The organism is Synechococcus sp. 8F6, from assembly GCF_002252665.1.
Classification (GTDB): Bacteria; Cyanobacteriota; Cyanobacteriia; order PCC-6307; family Cyanobiaceae; genus Cyanobium_A.
The window spans coordinates 1-3,349 of the sequence record NZ_NQKZ01000046.1; the positions used below are offsets into that span (position 1 = coordinate 1).

Here is a 3,349-nt window from a genome sequence, read left to right on the forward strand (position 1 = left end):
GCATCTGGCAACTAAACAGAAAGAAGCTGCACAGCTTGAGCAGCAGCACTTAGCCGCAGAACGCGATCAGCAGCAACGCCTAGCCGCTGAACGCAAAGATGCCGAACGTTTGCAAAAGCTGCGGCTCGAAGCTGAACAGAAGGAAGCCATACGCCTAGAGAAGCTGCGCGCAGCAGAAGTAAGCGCCGAGCAGCAGCGCCTAGCCGCTGAACGCAAAGATGCCGAACGCTTGCAAAAGGTGCGGCTCGCAGCTGAACAGAAGGAAGCCATACGCCTAGAGAAGATGCGCGCAGCAGAAGCAAGCGCCGAGCAGCAGCAACGCCTGGCCGCGGAACGCAAAAATGCCGATCGCCTTGAACGGAAGCACACCAAAAGAAACGAAAGCATATCCACAAAATCTATCAGTCAAGCAAAAATTTCCTCTATAGCAAAACATTTAACAGCAATCGCCGCATGGAGCACGAGCAAACTTGGGGGCATTCTCGAAAAAGTATCTCCATTTTCTCAATCAATTCAACCTTCGCCCAATCCTTTTGAGCAACGTGCATTAGCCGAACGCTTATCAAGCCGTGGAGAATTTACCTCGGCGATCGACAGCTACACCCTCGCGCTGTCTGCAAGTCCAAGGGATGCATCCCTTTATCTCAAGCGCGCACAAGCCAAAGAGCAAGTCGGGGATACTATGAATGCACTTCTTGATTACAACAAGGCAATTCAACTTAATCCTCTCGACAGCGGAGCTTATATCGCTAGAGCAGGTAACTTGGCACTGAGCGGCAATAAAGACGCAGCTTTACTTGACTACAGCAAAGCAGTTGAGCTATCGCCGATAAATGAAACGGCCCGCCTCCGACGCGCCGAGATTTTATCGGAAATGGGAAATCGACAACAAGCCCTAGTCGATTATTCGATGGTTCTACAATCAAATCCGACAAACGCAATAGCACTATATGCACGTGCCAACCTGCGCACAGATGCAGGGTATCGCGATGATGCAATCAGTGATTTCGACAAAATCATTTCAGCACAGCCCAACCACGCAGCTGCACTTTTTAAACGCGGGCGACTGCTTGACGAGTTAGGGGATAAAACAGGTGCACTAGAAGACTACACACGTTCACTAAAGGTAAACCGGGGTCAAGCCAACGTCTACAACAACCGTGGTATCATCAGAGCAAGTATTGGAGATCTCAAAGGAGCGATCGAAGATTATTCCAAAGCTTTTGAACTACAACCTTCTCTCACGGCAGCGCTCAACAATCGTGCCATCGCCAATGCAACTCTGGGCATGCATCGCGCAGCAATAGACGATTATAGCGCAGCGATTAGTCAACAACCAACATATTCAACGGCCTACGCCAATCGAGGTATGGCCTATGAAGCGATCGGAAAGATTCAGAATGCATGCAAAGATTGGCAAAGGGCCAGCGAGCTCGGAGATGGTCAAGCAAAACAATGGGTGACTACTCAATGCACAAATTAAAATCAAAAACGCGGATACTCTTCGCATCCATGGTGGCAATTGCAGCGGTCATTAACCCAATTTCAGCCGCCTCAAAACAAGATCCATTAGCAAACAGCAGCGAATACATGGAGGCTTTTGCAAGGATCGATGCAAAAGACTACAAAGGGGCAATAATCATCCTGGAACAACTACGCAAGAAGACTGACAATTCGCCAAGCCTATATTATGCGTTGGGCAAAGCTCAGCAAGAACTTGGTGAAAACAAGAACGCATTAGCCAATTATGACAAAGCAATTTCACTTGACAAGACTAGTTCTAAGGCATTTTCAAACAGAGGTCTAATACAAGGTGCATTAGGCAACTTAAAAGCAGCACTTGCTGATTTCACTAAGGCCATTGAGATTAACCCCCGTTACGATCATGCCTATTCCAACCGTGGTGTCACACGTGGGGCTCTGGGCGATCTTAAGGGTGCCATTGCAGATTTCACAAAAGCCATCAGCATCAATCCGCGCTTCAGTGCTGCCTGGCGCAACAGAGGTATTACACGCGAGATAGCCGGAAATCTTAAAGGAGCATGTGAGGATTGGCGCAAAGCAGCCACCTTGGGCCAAACTGATGCTGCTGGCTGGGCAAACGGCCAATGCAAATAAACCCATTAAAACCTTATGAACATGGCCGTTAGCATCCTTAATCAGTTAAATACAACTCAATTAGCTGAGGATTTTAACGACTTCCTTACCGGTTTAGGCCTTGGGGATATGGAACCTAGCACTGCGGATCGCCACCGGCAAGATGTAGAAGTAAGTCCAATGGATGATATTTTAGCGTTAAACGGATTCGACCTAAATGAACTGTTCAAGAAACGGGATGATTCCATTACAGGAATATCTACGCCATTGGGGCATACATCAATCTTGCTTAGTGCAACCGACCCCTTTAATAACGATCCGATCACAGGCACATCAGAATCTGAAACATTGCTGGCCAGTCGGGCAGGTGGTTCAATGTTGATAGGCGGTGGAGGACGTGATTTTTATGTTATTCCATTGAGCACCAGCCCGTTTGCACAAAGTACATCGATCAGTGACTTTGATCGAGCATCAGGATCAAAGATCGTATTGGACACTACTGACTACACAAAAAAACTGGGCTCGCGCTTTAAGACAGCTAAAAGCGACAGAGCTGTCAAGAAATTAGCACGATCCAAAGCAACATTTATTTTCAATGCCAAAACCAACGAGCTGCTATTAAATGGAAATGGAAGAGCGCGTGGGCTGAGGCCAACAAATGGAGGAGTAATTGCAATATTTGAAAATAAAACAACAATCTTGGCTAATGATTTGCTGACCTTTGATGGAAACAGTTTGCGGCAACTCAATGGGTCCGAGTTTTTCGCCTAGGACAAGAATTTTTTGACTATTAGACAATATGAAGATCAGATAGGCTTCCACCAAAGCCTGTAATCTTAACAATTCCGTCGTTCAATGAACTATATCCTGCCACGTTATCATTCAATGCCAAGAACCATCTACTCGTGCCACTCAATCCAAATACTGAGGCACCATTTGCTCTAAATTGAGTGCCAGCAAGGTGAGTGCTAAGGGTTGCTGGATTCAGGTTTTGGATTTGAGCAAGCTGTGCCACCTGTCCACGGGCAACAGCTGATGGGCCATCGATAACATCAGTACCAATAGCATAATCTGTAATACGATCGAAACCAGGTTGCCCGCTAGTACCAAGCAACGAATCGGTAAGCCGATCTAATCTGAAAACGTCGCGCCCACAGCGGCGTCCCATGGAGTGGTGTAACTCGGGGGGATCAGCCCCGGCGTAGCCGGGGCTGACGGCTCAACTCCCTCAGTCTTTAGCTGTGGCAATGGG

The 3,349-nt window shown here is 47.6% G+C and carries 4 protein-coding genes; 3 read left to right on the forward strand and 1 reads right to left on the reverse strand.

Annotation, left to right across the window (positions count from 1 at the left end; translation table 11 throughout):
* The 3 genes from CJZ78_RS13295 to CJZ78_RS13955 all read left to right on the forward strand — a co-directional run.
* Positions 1 to 1,483, forward strand: a 1,483-nt coding sequence (locus CJZ78_RS13295; protein WP_143592968.1) for a tetratricopeptide repeat protein, incomplete at its 5' end; no start/stop codon positions are given.
* Positions 1,456 to 2,118: a tetratricopeptide repeat protein gene (locus tag CJZ78_RS13300; protein ID WP_158217102.1), complete on the forward strand. Its 663-nt coding sequence runs from the start codon at positions 1,456 to 1,458 to the stop codon at positions 2,116 to 2,118. The genes CJZ78_RS13295 and CJZ78_RS13300, both read left to right, overlap by 28 nt.
* 21 nt (positions 2,119 to 2,139) lie before the next feature.
* Positions 2,140 to 2,868: a hypothetical protein gene (locus CJZ78_RS13955; RefSeq protein WP_143592969.1), complete on the forward strand. Its 729-nt coding sequence runs from the start codon at positions 2,140 to 2,142 to the stop codon at positions 2,866 to 2,868.
* A 19-nt stretch (positions 2,869 to 2,887) separates the two neighbouring features.
* Here the strand turns inward: CJZ78_RS13955 and CJZ78_RS13960 are convergent, their stop codons facing one another.
* Positions 2,888 to 3,211 carry a bluetail domain-containing putative surface protein gene (locus tag CJZ78_RS13960; protein ID WP_143592970.1) on the reverse strand — a complete coding sequence of 108 codons (324 nt, stop codon included), beginning with the start codon at positions 3,209 to 3,211 and terminating at the stop codon, positions 2,888 to 2,890.
* Positions 3,212 to 3,349 lie beyond the last annotated feature (138 nt).